Origin of the sequence: Hymenobacter duratus (assembly GCF_014698995.1) — a bacterium.
Classification (GTDB): domain Bacteria; phylum Bacteroidota; class Bacteroidia; order Cytophagales; family Hymenobacteraceae; genus Hymenobacter; species Hymenobacter duratus.
This window is the reverse complement of the sequence record NZ_JACWZZ010000001.1, coordinates 702501-720325: the sequence shown is the minus strand read 5'-3', so window position 1 is coordinate 720325 and position 17825 is coordinate 702501. Positions and strand designations below refer to the sequence as shown.

Sequence of the window (17825 nt, the reverse complement as noted above, 5' to 3'; positions counted from 1 at the left end):
AACCACGAAAAAGCCCCGCCGGATACCGGCGGGGCTTTGCTACTACTTGTGTCTGGCAGGCATTAGTCTTTCATCAGACGCACATTCAGATTCAGGTTGTTGCCGCGTACCAGCACAATGTAGGCGCCGCTGGGCAGGGCCTGGATATTCAGCACCTTGTTCACGCCGCCTTGTACCGGGTAAGTGCCCATCGTGCGGCCCGTAGCATCAAGCAGCGTAGCCTGATAAGCGCCGGCTGGCAGCGTAGTCAGGTCCAGCGTGGCGGTGCGGTCCTGGCTGGTGGCCGGGTTCGGGAATACGCTCAGCTTCACCTCAGCAGCCGCGCGGGCCGCGAAGCTCACCGTACGAACCGGACTGTAGACGGCCGTGCCGTCCGTATCCACCTGCTGCAGACGGTAGTACACCAGGCCCTGGTACTTGCTGCCGATGTTGGCATCGGTGAAGGTGTAGGTGGTCGTCTGCGAGGTAGTGCCCTGGCCACGCACCTGGATGACACGCTCAAACGTGCGGCCATCGAAGCTGCGCTCCACATCGAAGTGGTCGTTGTTTTTCTCCGAAGCCGTGCTCCAGGCCAGTTTGGCATCGAAGCGCTGAGCCGTCACGTCGAAGGTTTTCAGCTCCACGGGCAGCGGCGTGTTCTGCGAAATCAGAATGTTGCTGGAAAACTCCGAGGTGGTGGTGCCACCGGTGGTAGCCGTGGCCGTGAGGCGGGCGCCGCCGGTGGTCAGGGCCGTGCGCTGGCCAGCCGTCAGGCTGCTGAGCGGAATGCTGTAGAGGAACCGGGCAGCACCGGTTTCAGCGCCGTTGTTAACGCCGTTGATAGTACCGCTGTAGTTTCCAAATCGAGCTTCTGCATCGGCAATGGGCGCAGCGGTACCATTGGCGGCAGCAGTCATGCTGGCCCCTTCCGTGGTGGAGAACAAATATGTTTTACCCTGGCCAAAGCCGGCCGTTGTCCTATCCGACAGGAAGAACTCTATCACGCTGCCCGCCGGAGCGTACCCCGTAATCTGCAGATTGCCGCTGGTAGTATTGGTAATTACGGCTTGCGTCATCACCGGGAAGTTTAGTAGGCCGTTAGCACCGCTGGCACTGGTCTTGCCGTTAGCGTTAGGGGAAACGTACGTTCCGGATCCTTGGTTAGCATTGTCGGCGGGATTGAGCAGGTCGATACCCAGCTGCCCACTGGCGGCTCCCCCGACAGCCGTAAGCACGGCACCGTTGCCGAAGATGGAGTTTTTGGTGAAAAGAGACGTTGTGGTGGCATTCTGGGCCATAATACCCGCGCCGTAGTTGTTGCTGACTACGTTTTGGCTGAGAGTATTGGCGGCACCCTGCAGGCGAATTCCTGCGGTCTGTCCGCCGCCGTTGAGGCCGTTATTATCAATCGTGTTGTTGGTGATAAGGGCGTTGCCTGTGCTGCCTGCCAGGTCCACTCCCGGACCCTGGTTGGCCGCAATCAGGTTGTTGCGCATCACGCCGCCGTTAACGCCCAACCGGATGCCATCCGACGAGGAGTTGCCAAGCGCGTTGCCCCGGATTTCATTGCCTTCTACCAGGTAGCCGGTAGTGGTACCGTTGCCGTTCGCATTCACAAGCATTTCCACGCCCGCCGTGCTGTTGTAGCCAATCAGGTTGTTGGAGATAGTGCCGCTGAAGAGCGTGGTGATGTCGGTACCGGCTTGCAGGTAGATGCCGTGGCCAGTGCTGCGGGCAGCCGCGCCAGGGTCGGCGAAAGCGGCCGCACCAGAACCAATGACGTTGCCAGTGAGCAGCGTGCCACTGGTGGCGCCGGTAGTTACGTAGATGTTGCCTCCGGCCGTATTGCCGAAACCATAGATGGCCAGCCCCGTGATGGTTGTGTTGGTGGCGGCTACTGTCAGACCGAAGTCGCTACCAGCCTGGCCAGGGATACCTACTATCTGCACTTCAGGACCGTTGAGCTGGCCCAGGGCCGTTGGGGTCACTCCTACGGTACCGCCGGTGCCCAGCGTCACGTTGTTGGTGTTGCCCACGTTGGTGGTCTGCTCGGTGCCGTCAATCCGGGTGTTGCTGTCCGTGATAGAAGGAAAGGCTGACAAGGGCGTAATAACCGCTACCCGGTTGTTCACAGTCCCGTCATTTGTCAGGTCCGTCAGGCCGGAAACCAAACCCGCACGCAAACCGGCCGTGGCCCCTCCCGATGGAATCATGAAGATGCTGGTTTCCGTGCCAGCCGTCAGGCCAGTCTGGGCCAGATTGTTGTTGCTCAGGGCATTGCTATTGAGCAGGAACTGACGCAATGAGCCTTGCCCAGCGTCGCGGGTGTTGTTCACCACATCGAAGTTGAAGCCGAAGTTTATTCCCGTCTGGCCGCCTGCTGCTACCGTTACCCGGTCGATAGACTGGGCCGTTGTGGCGCTGGCACCAGCGCCAGCGGTCAGCTGAGCCAGCGTCTGGCTGCCGGTATTGGCCGGGGCGTCCTGCTTTTCGGGCGCCTCACCCCCTACGCGGTTCAAGTCGCCCTGCACGAAGGTTTGCACCGGTACCAAGGCATCCGTGTTGCCTGCTACGCGAGGCCGTACGGATGTTACCGTGCTGCTCACTACCCGCACGGTATAGTCAGCCGGAGCCGGCACGTTGAACGAGTACAGGCCCGTACCATCCGTAACGGTAGTAGCAAGGAAGTTGCCGTTGGCATCATACAGCTCTACCGTAGCATTAGGCCGGCGGATGGCGTTGTTGGCAAAGCCGGAACTCTGGGCCGATGTGTTGGCATCAGCCAGGTTACGACCTGTGCCGCCGCTGTAGTTCACGTCTTCAAATACGCGCCCGCTCAGGGCAATAAGCGTTACGGACTGTGTCACGGTAGCCGAGTTAGGAGCCGCATCGGCGCCCTGGCTGGTGGTGGTACCCGTGTTGCTGATTACGGCGATGCTCGTCACGGCAGGAGCCGGCGTGAGCGTAAACGTATAGCTTGCCGAGTTGCCGGAAGCCAGCGTACCGCCGGGGTATGTAATCGTCCAGCCCGTAGCCTGGCTGCCGCTAACGGTTCCCGTCGGGGCCGAAACCGCCGAGGCGGTATTAGCCGGAATGCTCACCGTACGGGTGGTGCCAGCCGATGGCGAAGGTCCGTTGTTGGTGAAAGTTGCCGTGTAATTGCCCGATACTACGCCGGTCGTCAGTGCGCTGGGGCCGGTCAGCGTGGTTGTCACGTCGGCAATCGGCGTTACGGTCGTCGTTTTCGTGTCCGAGTCAGCCGCCACGTTTAGGCCCTGGCTGGTGGTACCGGCGTTGCCGGTAGTGCTGGTTACGGCGACACTGGCCACGGGTAGTGGCGTCAGGGTAAAGTTGTAGCTCACGGTGTTGCCCGAAGCCACGTTGGTACCAGCCGGGAACGTGATAGTCCAGCCGGCCGCTTGCGAGCCGCTTACCGCGCCATTGGCGCCGCCGCTCACCGCCGAGGCCGTATTAGCCGGAATGGTGACCGTGCGCGTGGTGCTGGCAGCCGTCGAGGGGCCGTTGTTGGTGAAGGTCGCCGTGTAGCTGCCTGACGCAACACCGGCTGAAAGAGTAGCCGGTGCCGTTAGCGTCGTCGTTAGGTCAGCTACCGCGCCTACCGTGTAGGTTACGGTAGCGGAGTTGGTAGCCACGTTGCTGCCTTCATCCGTAGTGGTGCTCGTGTTGCTCACCACACCAATCGTTTGGCCAGTCGTCGTCAGGGCCGGCGTCAGGCTGAAGTTGTAGCTCACGGTGTTGCCCGAGGCCACGTTGGTGCCAGCCGGGAACGTGATGGTCCAGCCGGCCGCTTGCGAGCCGCTTACCACGCCATTGGCGCCGCCGTTCACGGCCGAGGCCCGGTTAGCCGGAATAGTCACCGTACGGGTGGTGGCGGCAGCCGCATCCGGGCCGTTGTTGGTGAAGGTAGCCGTATAGTTGCCTGACGGAACACCGGCCGACAAGCTACCGGGACCAGTCAGCGTCGTGGTTACATCTGCCTCCGCGCACCAGCTCATAGACGGAATAGTCAGCACCTGCTTCGCTGGATCATTACCGCTAGCCGTAGTGGTAGTATTGCGGTAGATGAGCGTCACCTTCTGGACTGCCTGCGAAAACGTGATAATCAGGTTGGCTCCGGCGAGGTCAGGGCTGGTAGCAGCGTTTTCGCCAGTGCCAGTAAACACGTTGTTGCCGCTGTATATATTGTCGCCGTTGGGGCCCAGTGTGTATTCAGCAGCGGTCAGCACGTAGGGGGTTGTGGAAGCCGTAGTAGGATAGCCTTGTACCGTGAGCTGGTCTATCCACGGGTTGGTAGCAGTGATTGATCCTACGTCCAAGTCACCTACCGTCATGGAGAAATTCTTAACCGGCCGGCTGAAGGAGAAGGTAATGCTGGAAGCATTAGCAGTCGTACTCTCACTGCTATAGTCAGCCGACCAGGTCAGGGCCTTGCCGGGCATGGTCAGGTCGTCGAGTACGCCCAAAACCGTGGTACCATTGGCACTGGCAGATTGCGTGAAGGCCGAAGCCGTCAGGGTAGTTCCACTGACTGTTATGCTAGGATAAGTCGGTCCTTCCCAGCTTTCATCGGCGCGACTGAACAGGTTCAGTGCGGAAGCAACGCTACAAGCAGCATCCGAAACCGAAATGCCGTACGAGGCCGCAGTGTTAACGCCACCGCTACCCTGTGCCGTATAATTGAAAAAGTACGTACCAAAGAAGGTAGCACTTGGGTCAAATTCAATGTTGTCGGCATCAGCTAGGCTCACGGTACGCGGCACAGTAGTTACCTGCGTTCCATTTACCCACAGTGTCCCTTGCCCGGCCGTGGGCAGCGGACCCGTGATGGTGTAACCCGTGACGGTGCCGGCACTAACAGCCAGCGGCTGTAGCAGCTGTGTTCGGCCATCATTGGGGTTGAGTATCTGGGCTGATTGATCTTTGGCCGTAGCCTGCGCCCAAGCGGTAGTCTGGCCAAGCGCCCCCCAGGCCAGCATCAGAATTACTGATCGTAAGAGTGATTTCATGTACTATATGTGAGTGTTGTGAAGCAGAGGAAGGCAAAACACCATTGTGACAGGAGCGGAACCACCAAACAATAGGCTACCTGTCACCAAAATTAGAGGGCGCCTCAGGTACAGGCAGGCAGTTTTCGCTGAACAGTAGTTTTCACAGGATGAACCTTGTTTCTGACTATGGGAATCAGGTAAACTCCTCATTCGGGGCAGCTGACCTTAGCAGATTCATACAAAATCCGGGAGCCATACGATTTTTATAAAGTGGCCGGATTTACTACCCTGAAAAAAATAAAAAGAGCCCTGTCGATGCGACAGGGCTCTTTTTGAGTGGCAAAGAACGGGTACTAGTAGAAGCCTCAGTACGACTTCACTCTACCGCTTACTCTATTTAGTTCCAATATTTCATTGCTAAACACACTTTGTTCCAGCAGCTTTTCCAACGGGATGTGCAAGCGGTATTTCCAGAAATGGGTGGGGTTGGCCGGCACGTTGATCTGCTCCTCGTGCGGGTCGGTACGGCGCAGGGAAGCGTCCGTCGCCAGCAGGTCCTGCAGCGGGAAAATGGCCCACATAGCTGGCGAGTGCAGATGCTGCACAATGATTTCGCGGGCTACCCACGGCTCGCAATGGTACGGCGCCTGCTCGCCCCAATGGCCCAATATGGTTTCGAAGAAACGCTGGGTGGTGGCGTGGTCTTCTTCCCACCAGCCGCGCAGCGTGCTCATGTCGTGTGAGCCAGGACTCACGACCGACAGATACGGAGCCGCATCGGGGTGCCCGAACTCCACTTTCGGGTCGGAAGGCATGCGCTGGATGTTGAGGCCCAGCATGCCCAGCGCCTTCATTACGCCCGGTACCGAGGCCGGCACCATGCCCAGATCTTCGCCGCAGATGAGCATGTTGGTGGCGTAGCGCACGGGCGGCAGCTTGGTCAGGCCCTGCTCCCGCCAGAAATTCTCGTGGCGCCGGAAGAAGAAGTCGTTGTAGATGTCGCGCAGACGGTGCTGGTCTTCGCCGTTCAACTCCCGGAACGACACCGATTTGTCTACCGTAATGCGCGGGTGGTAGTGGTCTGGCCGCAGGTCGTCGGGCACGAACAGCACCTCATTGGCCAGGCTGTAGAGGCCGGTACGCAGCCATTTGTAGTGGTCGGTGTTGGCGGGGTCGGCGGCTATTTTTTGCTCAAACACGGCTTCCATCTGGCGCTGGGTGCGCATGTGCTTCTGCAGCCGGATGGCACCGTAGCCGGCGTCTTCCATGAACTCGTCGAACACGGCCTGGGCCTGCGCATGGAAGAGCTGCTGCACAATATGCCAGCGGATATACGGCTCGCAGAGGCGGCCGTAGTTGAACCAGCCCAGGCGCTGCTCTATTTCGTGCTGATGCAGCGGCAGCGCCGGGGAGAAGTGGCCCAGCAGGCCCTCCACCGAGTGCCCCGGAATTTCCCAGATGCGGAAAAAGCCCAGAATATGGTCGATGCGCAGGGCATCGAAGTAGCGGGCCAGCGTGCTCATGCGCTGCTTCCACCACGCGTAGCCGTCCTCGGCCATCCGCTCCCAGTTGTAAGTCGGGAAGCGCCAGTTCTGGCCAGTCGTGGAGAAGTCGTCGGGTGGGGCACCGGCTTGCTGGTGCATGTGGTAGAGCTCAGGCTGGGTCCAGGCGTCTACGGAATGGCGGTAGATACCAATGGGTAAGTCGCCTTTGAGCACCACGCCGTGCTGGCGGCCGTACTCTACGGCATCGAGCAACTGCTTGTCGAGGTGGAACTGGGTGAAGAAGTGTAGCGCTACTTCATCGAAGTTGGGCGCATCTTCCCGGATCAGCTCCGCTACTTTTGCCGGAGTCCGGTACTCTTCGGGCCACTGCTGGAAGTCGGCGGTGCCGAACTGGTCCCGCAGCGCGGAGAATACTGCGTACGGCTCCAGCCACGACTTCTGCGCCTCCCGGAACGCCAGGAAGGCCGGGTCGGCGAGGAACTGCTTTTTCTCCTGCTGATACAGCAACCGCGCAAACTTCCACTTCGCCTGCATCACCGGCTCATAGTCCACGAAGTCTTTGGCATTCAGTTGTTCGCGCAACTGATCCAGCTCTTTTTGCGCGGCTTTGTCTTTGAGCGGCGCAATGCCCTCCAGGTGCAGATACTGCGGGTGCAGCGCAAACACCGAAATGGCCGCGTACGGATACGAATCGACCCAGGTGTGCGTGGCTACGGTGTCGTTGATGGGCAGAATTTGCACCAGCTTCATACCAGTAGCCACGGCCCAGTCCACGAGCAGCTTCAGGTCGGGAAACTCACCCACGCCCAGGCCGCGCTGGCTCCGCAGTGAAAACACGGGCAGCGCCACGCCGGTGCCGCGCCAGGTGCTGGGGTAGCGGAAGCCTTCATCGGCGCGCACACGCAGGGTGCGGCGGTCCTGGGAAGGCGGCAGAATCCGGTCGTCGCCGGTTTCCAGCAGCACGATTTTCTTCTCCGTCGGGTCCCAGATACCATACTTATACTGTACCGTGCGGTCGGGCTGTTCCAGGGCCACTTCAGCGGTCCAGGTCGGGTAGTCGGCATCGGAAAGCACCACGGCTTTCCGGGCGTCCCAGGCACCAAGGGCAGCATCGGAACCAAGCACGCACAGCTGGTGGCCAGGCTCTACGCGCGGAGCAGCCAGCTGAAACCGCACTACCGCATCGGCAACGCGGGCCGCTTTGGCTGGCTTAGCCGCTTTGGCAGCGGCCGGCCGGCGGAGCAGTGCTTCTGTGAAGGCCGCCGTAAACAATTCGTTTTCGGGCTGGGCCGGGGCACGCCAAAAATCTTCCAGCACGATGCGGCTGAACTGGCTGCCATCGTGCCGGACGCTGCGGTTGGGGCCCCATTCCCAGTGTTTGCCACCATCCTGGTCGTCGAGCAGGATGTACTTATATTCCACGGTGCCGACTGCGTCATCAGGCAGGCTGATTTCGTGGCTCCAGCGGCCAAGCTCAGGGTTGTATTGCAGCGGGAGTGCGTGGTCGAGGTTCCATTGGCCAAGGCTTGGCTCAGAACCGCACACTACCAGCCGCTGGCCCCACGCGGTGCGGTAGGGCAGGGAAAAACGGAGAATCATGGGGCGAAAAGAATAAGTCCGAAAGATAAGTAGCTGCCGCGGTATTGTGCGCTATTGGCCATAATCTGGCTGGTGCCGGCGCTACCCGGTCAAACCACCATCGGGTGCCACAAGTGTAGCGCTACAACGACTTAGCACGCTTTTTCCCAACCCCAAGGCCATTTCTACCGTTTGGTTTTCATTGAACCCTAACTGTGTCTGGTTATTACTACTCTGCCTACTTACGCTCGTCGTGCGCTGTATACTATCCTCGGGCTCGTGGCTTTTGTGCTGCTACTGGTCGTTGGGATTGTAGTTGCCTTACAATTTCCCTCGGTGCAGGACTATGCGGCCCGCAAAGCGGCTGGCTACCTACAAGATAAAATTGGCACGGAAGTCCGGATAGCCAAGTTTCGCACCGATTTCAAGCATGCCCTCAGCCTCGACGGCGTGTATGTAGAAGATCAGCAGGGCGACACGCTGCTGTCGGTGGGCCATTTGGGTGTGGATCTGGATTTGTGGGGCCTCACCAAATCGGAAATCAACCTGAAGTCCTTGGAGCTGAACGACGGGCGGCTGGCCATCAAGCGCACCGAGCCCGACAGCGTATCGAACTACGACTTCATCGTGAATGCCTTTGCGGCCGGCGACACCACCACGACCACGCCGGCCGACACAACCGGCTCGGGCTTCAAATACGACATCGGCGACCTGCGCCTGACCAACATTCACCTCACCTACGACGACCAGGTGGAGGGTATGAACCTGCGCACGAAAGTAGGCGAGTTGGCCGTAGCCATGGATGCCGTGGACGTGGACCAGTCTATTTATAAAGTGGACGAAGCCACGTTGCGCAACACCAGCATCAGCATTGCCCAAACCAAAACTGCGCCGCCGGACACGGCCGTAGCGGAGCCACTGGCCCTGACGTTCGGGCTGAACAAGGCGAATCTGAGCAACGTCAGCCTCACGTATAAGAACGACCCGTCGGCGCAGTTCATCAGCACCCGCGTGGGCGAGGCCGAAATTACGGCCGACAACATCGACCTGATTAACTCGCGGGTGGCGCTAAACACGGTGAAGCTGCGCAACACCAGCGTTGCCTACGCCCAGAACGAAAACGTGCCGGTAGAAAAGCGCCTTGTGAACCCGGCCGAAGTGGTGCGCGACCTGAACGATGCCGTGGAAGGCGCCACCGGCCAGCCCGCCAACTGGGTAGTAACCCTGAACCGCTCCGACATCAGCGGTGTGGACGTGGCCTTCGACAACTTCAACGAGCCGACGCAGCGCACCCGCGTGCCGGCCATGGACTACAACCACCTCAAGTTTACGGACCTGACGCTGAACCTGGAGAGCCTGCGCTACTCCGAAAACAGCACCACCGGCCGCATCAACCAGCTGGCGGGCAAGGAGAAGAGCGGCTTCCAGATTTCGTCGGCGCAGGCTGATGTGGTGTTCGACTCGGTGCAGACGCGCCTCACCAACCTCGACCTGATTACGCCGCACACCCGCATCCGCCAGACGCTGGGCATGCGCTACAGGAGCCTTGATGCGCTGGCCGATATGAAGCAGTTGCCCAACCTCGGCATTGAGGGCGACCTGCGCAATGTGCGCCTCGGCTTCCGCGACATTCTGTATCTGGCCCCCGACCTGGCCGGCACACCGCCGTTCAATACGGGTCCCAACCAGTCTATCCTGCTGAGTGGGCGCGTGAGTGGCCGCGTGGGCGATATGCGGATTCAAGGGCTGGAGTTTGTGGGCTTCCGCAACACCATCGTGAAGGCCAGCGGCCGGATTCAGGGCCTGCCCGAAACAGACCGCCGCCTCTACACCGACCTCAACATTCAGCAGTTCACGACTACTGAAGCCGATATTCGCAGCCTAGTGCCCAAGGGCATGATTCCGAATGAGTACCGCATTCCGCCGCGCATGACGGTGGCCGGCACGTTCCGGGGCCGCCCTACAGCTATGCTGTTTGATGCTGACCTGCGTGCTACCACCACTTTCGGGAATGTAGCAGCGAAGGTAGATTTGGGCGCCGGTCCAAAAGGCCAGGAGCCTATTGCGGCCACCTTCAGCACCCAAAACCTGGACGTGGGCAAAATCCTGCGCGACCCGACCATTGGTAAAATAACGGCCAACGGCCGCCTGAACGGGCGCGGGGGCCTCGACCCGAATATGCTGCGCGGCAAGCTGATGGCCAACGTGCAGCGCGCCACCTACAACGGCTATACCTACCGCGGCATCACGGCCAACGTGGACATCGACCGGAATCTGTACGTGGTGGATGCCCGCAGCACGGAAGACCCCAACCTGAACCTGGACCTGCTGGCTACCGTGAACCTGCGCGACGCCAACAACCCGAGCTACACCGTGGACCGCCTTAACCTGCGCGGCGCCAACCTTACGGCCCTGGGCTTCTACACCGGCGGCGACCTGCGCGTGCAGGGCGACCTGACCGCCAACCTGCGCGGCTCCGACCTAAACACCATAAACGGCACGTTCTCCGGCAACAACATCATCATCGTGCGCGACAACCAGCCATTTGCGCTGGACTCGGTGCGGGGCAGCATTGTGCAGGTACCGGGCCGTACCGAAGTTGTGTTCAACTCCAACATCGTGGACCTGAACCTGAACGGCAACACCCGCCTCGGCGACATTGCCACGGCCCTGCAGGAGCACATCGACCGATATTTTGACCTGCCGGGCGTGCAATACCGCCCCTCCAACGCCGACCGCCGCTTCACTTTCGATGCAAACGTGAAAAACACGGCAGCCATGCAGAAACTGGTGCCCGACCTCAAGCAGCTCACACCGTTCAAGCTTACAGGCGCCTTCGACAGCCGCGCCGCCAACCTCACGATGAACACCCGCATTCCGCGCATTGTGTACATGGGCTATGCGCTGGACTCGCTGAAATTCAACGTACAATCGGACCCGCAAAAGCTGGACTACGGACTGGGTCTGCGTCAGATCAGCCAGGACACCACCCTGCGCATCCCGAACCCCACGCTGGCGGGCAGCATCCATAACAACCAGATTGGCACCCGGCTGCGCATTGCGGAGTCGGATAGCGCCGAGCGGCTGAACATGGCCGGTGTGCTGCGGGTAATCAACAGTGGCGACGCCTATGCGTTCAGCTTCGACCCCAAGCTGATGCTGGACCGTGTGGAATGGGCCGTAACACCTGGCAATGAGTTGCGCTATACTACTGCCACAGGCGCCATTTTCGCCAATAATGTGGAGTTCAGCCGCAACAACCGCTCCTTGAAGCTGCAGACCCTGCCCGGTGCGCAGTATCCGCTGCAGCTGAACATGCAGAACCTGGAGCTAAACAGCCTGGCCCGCGCTGCTGGCATGCAGGATTCGTTGGTAGCCGGCACTCTGAACGGTCAGGCACTGGCCCTGAGCCTGGGCCAGCCCCGGCAGGCCTTTACGGCCGACGCTGTGCTGAGCAATCTGGTGTACAACAAGACGGTAGTAGGCGGCGTGACGCTGAAAGCCACCAACCCCACCCCCGACCGCTACAATGTGGATGTGCGCCTGACCAACCAGCAGGGCACCGACGTACGGGCCGTAGGTTACTACCTGGCGACTCCGCCCGACCCCATTCGGTTCGATATAACCGTAAACCGCTTCGACCTGAAAACCGCCGAGCCTTTCTCGGTCGGGCAGTTGCGCGAAGCCACCGGCGGCATTACGGGTAGTATGGTCGTGACGGGCACGGCAAGCAAGCCCATAATGAACGGCACGCTCACGACCACCGAAGACGCGGGCCTGACCCTCACGCAGCTGGGCTCTGATTTCCGCATGCCCGGCCAGACAGTGCGCTTCGACCCGCAAGGCCTCCGCTTCGACAACTTCACCATTCTCGACTCGCTCAATAATAAAGCGGTGGTAGACGGGCGCATTCTGATGCCCAACCTGGCTGACGTTAACTCATACCGGTTTAACCTGAATGCTACCACCGACCGGTTCCTGGCCGTGAACAGCCGGGCCGCCGACAACGAGCTGTTCTATGGCAAGCTGGTGCTGGACTCCGATACTCGTATCAGCGGCAACATGAACCTGCCGGTGGTGAATACGCGCGTAGTAGTGGTGGAAGGTTCCGACTTGACCATTGTGGTGCCCAACGATGAAGCCGGACTGGTCGCTACCGACGGCATAGTGGAGTGGCTAGACAAAAGCGCACCGCTCGATACGATGCTGGCGCGCCAGGTAGCCCTGGATTCGGCCAAAACCGCCGCCGGCTTCGACATCACAGCCCGCGTCACCGTCAACGATAACACGCCTTTCACGCTCGTCATTGACCCGATTTCTGGCGACAACCTAAAGGTGCGGGCAGCCGGCACCCTCAATACGGCCATTGACCCGGCGGGCACCATTACCCTTACCGGCCGCCTCGATGTGACAGACGGCACCTACAATATGTCGCTCTATGATCTGGCGTCGCGCAAGTTCGACATTGGGCAGGGCAGCTCTATTGTGTGGAGCGGTGACCCGTACAACGCACAGCTCAACATTGCGGCCATCTACAACGTGAAGGCCGCCCCGGCCGAGCTGCTGGCCTCGCAGGGCCTTGCCGACGAAACCCTGAGTGCCGTAGGCCGCAACCAGCTGCCGTTCCAAGTGTTCCTGAACGTGACTGGCGAGCTGCTCAAGCCCATTATTGGGTTTGATATCAAGCTGCCAGAAGAAAGCCGCTCGGAGTTGCGCGGCCCGATTGAGGCGCGCCTGGCCCAATTGCGCCAGCCCAGTGAGGTTTCGGAGCTGAACAAGCAGGTATTCTCGCTGCTGGTCCTGAACCGCTTCATGACCGATGACCCGTTCAAGAGCAGCGGCGGCAACATCGTAGCTGACCAGTTGCGTGGCTCGGCCAGCCAGGTGCTTACGCAGCAACTCAACAACCTCACCGGCTCCTACCTGTCTAACCTGGGCGTGGAGCTAGGCGTGAACTCCTATGCCGACTACAGCAGCGGCGCCGAGAAAACCCGTACCGACCTGAACGTGGCCGTGCGCCGGCAGCTGCTCAATAACCGTCTTACCGTGCGCCTCGGCACCGATGTGCCGCTGGGTGGCGGCAACCAGGCCAGCCAGGGACAGAATCAGGCCGGTATCAGCTCGTTTGCGGGTGATGTGAGCGTTGAATACAACGTCCTGGCCAATGGTCGAATCCGGTTGCGGGCCTTCCGCAACAATGCTTATGGCGACATCGACGGGCAGTTTGTGCGTACCGGTGCTTCGCTCATCTTCCAGCGCGACTACCGCGACCTGGCCGACCTGTTCAAGGGTATTGACGACGTGGTGAAGGAAGAAGTGAAGCAGAACCGCCGCCAGCAGCGCCGCGAAAAGAAAGCGGCCCAGGACTCGACGCAGACCCTGGCCTCGGACCAGCGGCGCGACACCACGCGTGTAGCCCGGCGCCCCACCACTTCCGGCCGCTAGCAGGCCTTCCCGTTTCAGGCGCGGTGCCCGCCGGCACTTCTTCCCAGTATCCTTTTCCAGAAACCAGCTCTGTTCATGCCTTTTAGCTCTTCCTCCCATTCCGAAAGTCGTCCGGCAGCACGCCGGCTCCTGCCAGGAAAGGCCGCGGGGCCATGGCTGCGAAAGTGGGCCGCCCTGAGCATGCTGGCATTGTCGGCGGCTTGCTCGGGCACCAAATACATTCCGGAAGGCAGCAAGCTCTACACCGGAAGCACTGTGAAAGTGCAGTCGGAGGCGCCGGTCCCAAACGAAAGCGCCCTGACGACAGAGTTGGAATCGGTTATTGCGCCCAAGCCCAATGCCTCTATCTTGGGCATGCGGCCCAAACTCTACTTCTGGAGCTTGGGCGAAGGCAAAACCAAAGGGCTGGGTAAGTGGCTGGCCGACAAGTACGGTGAGAAACCGGTGCTGCTGAGCGAGGCAGACACCCAACGGGTGAAAAACCTGATGGCCAACCGTCTCAACAACAACGGCTACTTCAAGCCGGTGGTCCACAGCAAGGTGAAAGAAAAGGGTCAGACGGCCACCGTCGATTATCTGGCGCGGGTAGGAAAGCCTTACCTGATCAAGGAAATTCGCTACCCGGAGCGTGACACGTTGCTTGACCGCGCCATCCGGGCCACTGAGTCGGCGTCGCTGCTGAAAGTAGGCGACCCCTACAATCTACAGACGCTTATCAACGAACGAATCCGTATTGATGGTGTGCTCAAAAACCAGGGCTACTACTACTTCACGCCCGACTACTTACTGTATCAGGTAGATAGCACCCTCGACAACCAGGTGAATGTGTACCTGAAGGTGAAAGGCTCGATTCCGAAGCGCGCGGCCCAGCCGTATGTGCTCAACCGCGTAAGTCTAAACACTGACTACTCACTATCGGACACAGCTTCGGCAGGCCGCCAACCCATCATCTACAACAAGTACCGCTACTACCCGGATGAGAAGATGTTTAAGGCGAAGGCCATTACCAACGCCACCTTTCTCTACCCCGACAGCCTGTACCGCCGCCGCCGCGCCGACCAGACCCTGAGCCGCCTTATGAGCCTGGGTACGTTCAAGTTCGTGGATATCCGGTTCCGCCCCGCCCGCAACCAGCCCGACTCCGCCGAATACGGCCACCTGAATGCGTTTGTGCGCATGACCCAGGTGCCCAAAAAGAGCCTGCGGGCGGAAGTGTTGCTGGTGAGCAAGTCCAATGGCTTTGTGGGGCCGGGCTTCCGCATTCAGTTCCGCAACCGCTCGGCCCTGCGCGGCGCCGAACAGTTGCTGGTGAACGTGACGGGAGCTTTCGAGAACCAAACCCGCACCGGTACCAACGCCATTGGCCTCACGTCCTACGAGCTGGGCGCCGACGCGCAACTCATTGTGCCGCGTCTCATCACGCCGCCCTTTGATATCCAGCTGCGCAACTCCGACTTTCAGCCGCGCACTACCTTTGGAGCCGGCTATAAATACGTGCAGCGCCTAGACGCTTTCCGGCAGGACGCGTTCAGCCTGAACTATGGTTACACCTGGAAAACCAAAATCACCAACGAGCAGGAGCTACGCCCCATTGACCTGCAATACCTGCGGCTGGGGACCGTGTCGGATGTTTTTCAGAAGCTGCTTGATGACAATGCCTTCCTGGCCAACAGCTTCCGCCAGCAGTTTATTCTGGGTAGCAGCTACCGCTACACCTACAACCAGCAGGCGCTGGAGCAGCGCCGCAACCAGATGTATTTCAGCGGTGGGGTAGAGTTATCTGGCAACCTGGCTTACCTGTTCAGTAACCTGACTAGCCAGCCCAAAGAAACCAACCCCGACGGCAGCACGGCCTATACGCTCATCGGCCAGCAGTTTTCGCAATACACCAAAGTAGACCTTGAGTTCCGCAACTACTTCCGCATCTCCGCCGACCCCACCAGCGGCAACAAAATTGCCACTCGCCTCCTGATTGGGGCAGGCCTACCCTATCAGAACTCGCGCGTGCTGCCTTACCTCAAGCAGTACGGCATTGGTGGCCCCAACAGTGTGCGGGCCTACGCCGCACGTGGTATTGGCCCAGGCACCTACAAGCCCGATACGGAGAAGCAGACCAATTTCTATGACCAGGTAGGCGACCTGCGCTTCGAAGCCAACGCCGAATACCGCCAGGACTTGTTCCCGTATGTGAAGGGAGCTTTGTTTGTGGATGCCGGCAATATCTGGCTGGTAAACGAAGATCCGGCCCGCGTCGGGGGGAAATTCGAGCCGTCAAAATTCCTGAACCAGCTGGCTATTGGGGCCGGCGCCGGCATCCGGATTGATGTGCAGTTCTTTGTTATCCGCTTCGATGCGGCCATGCCAGTACGTGCGCCTTACGGCACGCCCGATGACAAAGCTCCTCGCCTGAACATTGCCATCGGCTACCCGTTCTAATACATTTTCCGCTACTATCCCCAGCAAAAAGGGCCGCTTGTGCGGCCCTTTTGTGTTATTCATTTCACCTGCCTACACCGGCGCACCACCAGCTGCGACTGAAGATTCATGCTCTGGTAGGGCAGCACCGTCCGTTCTTGCTGATAGCCCGAAGGGTTATTGAGCCAGCCCCCGGCCCATTTTGTATACAGGCTGGCATTAGGCATTTCGCGCAGTGTACAATAGGCACACGAACCATGAATGAATAAGGGCCCTGTCACTGACATGGTAGTGACCTTCTTCATTCGCAACCATAATATTCTGTTTCATATACCATGCTCAACGCCGCACAGTCCATTCAGAAGTACCTACCAGGGAGCAGAGAATTAACTAAAATGCTTCTCCTGCTGCTTGGAGGCAATGCGTGCGCAGCGGGGCCTATGCCGTCCGCTCCGGGGCTCGGTGCCGCGTGGAGCGGCCGTTGTAGTGAGGCAAGGGGGAGTAAACGGACGTCGCCCCTGGCCGCGGCTTCCGGGGAGGGAAGCGTGCAGCCAGGGGCGACGGGCAAATACAGTAAGGTTGGCGGCGACCGACTCTCCCACCGATGAAGGCAGTACCATAGGCGCTCCGGGGCTTAACGACTCTGTTCGGAATGGGAAGAGGTGAACACCCGGGCTAAAGCCACCATTACTGGTGCAGTATCCGCTTTCAAGAAGAAAGCAGTACTGTCAACACGTTGACGCAAGGACAAGAAAGAAAACGGGGTAAGCGGGAGCTGTATACTACAGAAGCGTTCGAGTCATTAGTATCCCTCGGCTGTGCCATTTCGGACTCTACACCTAGGACCTATCAACGTCGTGGTCTCCGACGACTCTTATTAACGGATATCTCATCTTCAGGTGAGTTTCGCACTTAGATGCTTTCAGCGCTTATCTCATCCCAGCGTCGCTACCCGGCGCTGCATCTGGCGATACAACCGGTGCACGAGCGGCTGGTCCAACTCGGTCCTCTCGTACTAAAGTCAGGTCCTGTCAAATATCCAACGCCCACCACAGATAGGGACCGAACTGTCTCACGACGTTCTGAACCCAGCTCGCGTGCCACTTTAATCGGCGAACAGCCGAACCCTTGGGACCTTCTCCAGCCCCAGGACGTGACGAGCCGACATCGAGGTGCCAAACCTCCCCGTCGATATGAGCTCTTGGGGGAGATCAGCCTGTTATCCCCGGCGTACCTTTTATCCTTTGAGCGATGGCCCTTCCATGCGGAACCACCGGATCACTATATCCGTCTTTCGACCCTGCTCGGCTTGTAGGCCTCACAGTCAAGCCCGCTTCTGCTATTGCGCTCTGCGTACGGTTACCAAGCGTACTGAGCGGACCTTTGAAAGCCTCCGATACTCTTTTGGAGGCGACCACCCCAGTCAAACTACCCAGCAGACACTGTCTCCGTTGCCAGATTAGGCACCAAGCAACACAAGGGTGGTATTTCAACGGCGACTCCCCCAGACCTAGCGGCCCGGGTTCAACGTCTCCCACCTATGCTACACATGTGTTACCCAGCGTCAATGTCAACCTATAGTAAAGGTGCACGGGGTCTTTCCGTCCCGTGGCGGGTACTCGGCATCTTCACCGAGACTACAATTTCACCGAGCTCATGGCTGAGACAGCGCCCAGATCGTTACACCATTCGTGCAGGTCGGAACTTACCCGACAAGGAATTTCGCTACCTTAGGACCGTTATAGTTACGGCCGCCGTTTACCGGGGCTTCGATTCAAACCTTCGCCTTGCGACTAAGTTCCCCTCTTAACCTTCCGGCACCGGGCAGGTGTCAGGCCTTATACTTCCGCTTGCGCGTTCGCAAAGCCATGTGTTTTTGTTAAACAGTCGCCTG

The 17825-nt window shown here is 59.5% G+C and carries 4 protein-coding genes and 2 rRNA genes (1 of these 6 only partly in view); 2 read left to right on the top strand and 4 right to left on the bottom strand.

All coding sequences use genetic code 11. From position 1 onward, the window contains the following. Positions 1–62 precede the first annotated feature (62 nt). The gene (locus IC231_RS02890) at positions 63–5006 is read right to left on the bottom strand and encodes a right-handed parallel beta-helix repeat-containing protein (RefSeq protein ID WP_190783100.1); all 4944 of its coding nucleotides are present in this window, start codon (positions 5004–5006) and stop codon (positions 63–65) included. Positions 5007–5353: 347 nt separating this feature from the next. Then, positions 5354–8092 (bottom strand): 4-alpha-glucanotransferase, encoded by a 2739-nt coding sequence (locus IC231_RS02885; RefSeq protein ID WP_190783099.1) that lies wholly within the window; start codon positions 8090–8092, stop codon positions 5354–5356. A 258-nt stretch (positions 8093–8350) separates the two neighbouring features. On the opposite strand from IC231_RS02885, the gene IC231_RS20290 reads away from it, so the two are divergent. Next, on the top strand, positions 8351–13516 hold the full coding sequence (locus IC231_RS20290; protein ID WP_190783098.1) for a translocation/assembly module TamB domain-containing protein: 5166 nt from the start codon (positions 8351–8353) through the stop codon (positions 13514–13516). 75 nt (positions 13517–13591) lie between these two features. Beyond that, complete coding sequence (tamL, locus tag IC231_RS02875) at positions 13592–15952, top strand: translocation and assembly module lipoprotein TamL (RefSeq protein ID WP_190783097.1); 2361 nt, start codon at positions 13592–13594, stop codon at positions 15950–15952. 556 nt (positions 15953–16508) lie between these two features. Here the strand turns inward: tamL and rrf are convergent. Together rrf and IC231_RS02865 are read right to left on the bottom strand one after the other, a co-directional pair. Beyond that, positions 16509–16620, bottom strand: a 5S ribosomal RNA gene (gene rrf, locus IC231_RS02870). A gap of 94 nt (positions 16621–16714) precedes the next feature. Continuing rightward, positions 16715–17825: ribosomal RNA gene (locus IC231_RS02865) — 23S ribosomal RNA — on the bottom strand; it runs 1797 nt beyond the window's last position.

Coding starts and splice junctions, on each gene's coding strand:
- tamL (WP_190783097.1), top strand. CDS start 13,592: ATGCCTTTTAGCTCTTCCTCCCATTCCGAAAGTCGTCCGGCAGCACGC.
- IC231_RS02885 (WP_190783099.1), bottom strand. CDS start 8,092: ATGATTCTCCGTTTTTCCCTGCCCTACCGCACCGCGTGGGGCCAGCGG.
- IC231_RS02890 (WP_190783100.1), bottom strand. CDS start 5,006: ATGAAATCACTCTTACGATCAGTAATTCTGATGCTGGCCTGGGGGGCG.